The sequence below is a fragment of the Streptomyces sp. NPDC002926 genome (assembly GCF_053591755.1).
Genome location: NZ_JBSFUK010000037.1, coordinates 45,180 through 48,169 on the forward strand (window position 1 = coordinate 45,180; position 2,990 = coordinate 48,169).

General features: G+C 68.9%; 1 protein-coding gene and 2 pseudogenes. 1 reads left to right on the top strand and 2 read right to left on the bottom strand.

What is annotated here, in order from left to right:
• Positions 1-339, bottom strand: a pseudogene (locus ACWDZ6_RS30425) (hypothetical protein); the annotation flags it as partial.
• Between the two features lie 455 nt (positions 340-794).
• Between ACWDZ6_RS30425 and ACWDZ6_RS30430 the strand changes: the two are divergent.
• The gene (locus ACWDZ6_RS30430) at positions 795-2,456 is read left to right on the top strand and encodes a CocE/NonD family hydrolase (RefSeq protein ID WP_451505394.1); all 1,662 of its coding nucleotides are present in this window, start codon (positions 795-797) and stop codon (positions 2,454-2,456) included.
• A 174-nt stretch (positions 2,457-2,630) separates the two neighbouring features.
• On the opposite strand, the pseudogene ACWDZ6_RS30435 reads toward ACWDZ6_RS30430, so the two are convergent.
• Positions 2,631-2,990 (bottom strand): annotated as a pseudogene (locus tag ACWDZ6_RS30435) (DEAD/DEAH box helicase); the annotation flags it as partial.

Genomic DNA, 2,990 nt, shown 5'->3' on the forward strand with positions numbered 1-2,990 from the left:
TGACTTCTCCGAGTCGCCCTTCTCAGACTTCTCGGAATCACCCTTCTCAGACTTCTCCGAGTCGCCCTTCTCAGACTTCTCGGAATCACCCTTCTCGGACTTCTCCGAGTCGCCCTTCTCGGACTTCTCGGAATCACCCTTCTCAGACTTCTCGGAGGAGTCGCCCTTCTCAGACTTCTCCGAGTCACCCTTCTCAGACTTCTCTTGGCTGTCGCTGCTGGACGAGCCGCTTTCCTTGTTCCAGTCGTCTGCCGAAGTCACGGCGAACGCGGCGGGAACGGAGATCATGAGGACCGCAGTGGTAGCGGCTGACGCGAATAGGGTGCGGGCAGAGCGCATGGGACACATTCCTTTCGCCGCGACTGCGAAGACCGACACTTCATCGGTCACCGGATCGCAGGGGCGACTTGATTCACCGTCAGCCTCTTTTCCCCCCCGCACCAGCCGGGAGCGCTGCATTCGGGCTACACCGTGCGCTCTTCGAGTGAGAAAAAGCCGATAGTCACCCATTGGACGGCACGCCACGCCGAGGGGAGGTTTCGTCATCAACGGCTCCCTCATGAGCTGATTGCGCCTCAGTTTCGACTCTGTTCCCGGCCCCGCCGCGGCGTCGGATCCCGCCCTACCCGTGGGTAATTTGGCTGATCATCACCTCACCGCGGCTGCTTCTGTACCTCTACGATCCGATCACCGCACCAGTGGTGCAGTGCCTCCTGGCACGACGGTCCGAGCCAGATGGAGCACGAGTGAGACGAACGCAACGCCACGGTGGACACCGCGCCAAGGTCGGGGCGATGAGTGCCGCCGTCGCGGTGGCACTCGTCCTCGTCGGAACAGTCGCCGCGGCACCCGCAGCGCAGGCAGCAGGGACGGCACCGGCATCAGCGGACCCGGGGCCGCAGCGCGCGGCAGCGCAAGCCACGGCGGGACCCTCCGTGCGCCTCACCGACATCCCGATGAAGGACGGTGTCGTCCTCAAGGCGAACGTCTTCACCCCCGCCCCAGGCACACCCGGCGCCGACGCGCACGGCCGCTACCCGGTGATCGTGCAGCCGGCCAGCTGGGGGCAGAACGACCTCGAGTACGTCCTGCAGGGCAAGAAACTCGCCGCGAGCGGCTATCTCGTGGTCACTTACACCGTCCGCGGCTTCTGGCTCTCCGGCGGCGAGGTCGACGTTGCCGGGCCCAAGGACGTGGCGGACATCTCGTCGGTCATCGACTGGGTCATCGCCCGGACTCCGGCCGATCCGCGGCGGATCGGGATGACCGGTCTCTCCCTGGGAGGCGGTCTGACCCTGATGGGGGCCGCCGCCGATCCGCGGATCAAAGCGGTGGCCGCGATGAGCGGTTGGGGAGACCTTGTCGACTCGCTGTACAGCGGCGAAACACGGCATCTGCAGGCCGCCGCCGCACTCACCGCCGTAGGGGCACCCGTCGGCCGGGAGAGCGCCGAGCTCCGGCGGATGCTTGACAACCTCTTCTCCGACCGCAATGCCCCCGACGTCGTCAGATGGGCGCAGACCAGGTCCCCGGGCGCGTACGTGGACCGCATCAACACCAACGGCACAGCCGTCTTCCTCGCCGGCGCATGGGGTGACAGCATCTTCAACCCCAGCCAGATCACTGCCTTTTATCAGAAGCTGACCGGTCCCAAGCGGATCGAGCTACGTCCCGGCGACCATGCCACGCAGGAGGTCACCGGCCTGCTCGGGCTGGATAACGCCACCTGGGCGAGTGCGCTCAGCTGGTTCGACGAGCACCTCAAGGGCAGCGGCGGCTCACCTCGGCCGCCGGTGGAGCTGGAAGTGCGGCCCGGTGGGGCACGCGAGACCTATCCATCCTGGCAGGCCGTCAGTTCGCGGACCCAGCGGCTGCGGCTCGGCGGTGCGAACGCCTTCGGCACCGGTGCCCTCGACGGCGGCCCGCCCGGGAACAGCGGCACGGCCGGGACGGGATGGCAGACGCCGGTCGTCGGCGGTACGAACTCGGGTGCCGACGGCGGCATCACCGAACTGTCAGGACTGCTCGACCAGGTCGTCAAGCTGCCTCCCGTCGTCGTGGTCCCGTCGCTGCCCCGCTGGTCCGGAGCCGTATGGCAGTCGGCACCGTACGGGGCCACGCAGCACATCCGCGGAGCCGTCAGGCTGCACACGACCGTCACCGCCTCCGGGCCGGAGGGCACGGTGATCGGCCACCTCTACGACGTGAACGCCCTCGGCGTGGGGAAGTTGATCTCCCACGCCCCGCAGAGCTGGTCGGGCAGGATGCCGGGGCGGGCCTTCGCCCTCGACATCCCGCTCTTCGCCACTGCCTACGACCTGCCCGCCGGGCACCGGCTGGCTCTGGTCCTCGATACCAAGGACCCGCTGTACGGCGGTCGCACACCGCTCCTCAGCAAGGTGTCGTTCGGCTCGCCGGAGAATGACCCGTCCGAACTCGTGCTGCCCCTGCGCTGAATGCCGACGTGTGAGTCCGCGAAGGACGCGCGAGCCGAACTCGCCGCCGACGCACGCCGCATCAGCCGCGTCCAGAACTCGAAGGGGAGGCCGGGAAGCCCCCGTCAAGATTGTTCGGTACGGCCGGATTTCGGCACTGCAGTCTCGCCACGTGCGAGGGGCCGGTCGCCCGGTCTACGCGCCACGACGGACCCGTGCGGCCTTACGGGCCTCGGCGGTCTGGCGGGCCTCGGCGGTCCGGCGGGACTCGCCACCGGAGCGACCGGGCTGACCCGGACGGGTACCGCGGCCGCGGAACGGGGCGCCGCCGCGCTTGGGGCGCTCCGTCACCGGCGCGCTGACGCTGACGGGGATGCCGGAGGGGGGCTGGGCGCCGGTGATGCGGCTGAGTTCGGCTTCGCCGGAGCGGACCTGGGCGGTGTGCGGGGTGATGCCGGCCGCTGCCATGAGGCGTGCCATCTCGCGGCGTTGGTTGGGCAGGACCAGGGTGACGACGCTGCCGGACTCGCCCGCGCGGGCGGTGCGGCCGCCGCG

Excerpts from the sequence above, each read along its gene's own strand:
- ACWDZ6_RS30430 (WP_451505394.1), top strand. The coding sequence starts at position 795 with ATGAGTGCCGCCGTCGCGGTGGCACTCGTCCTCGTCGGAACAGTCGCC.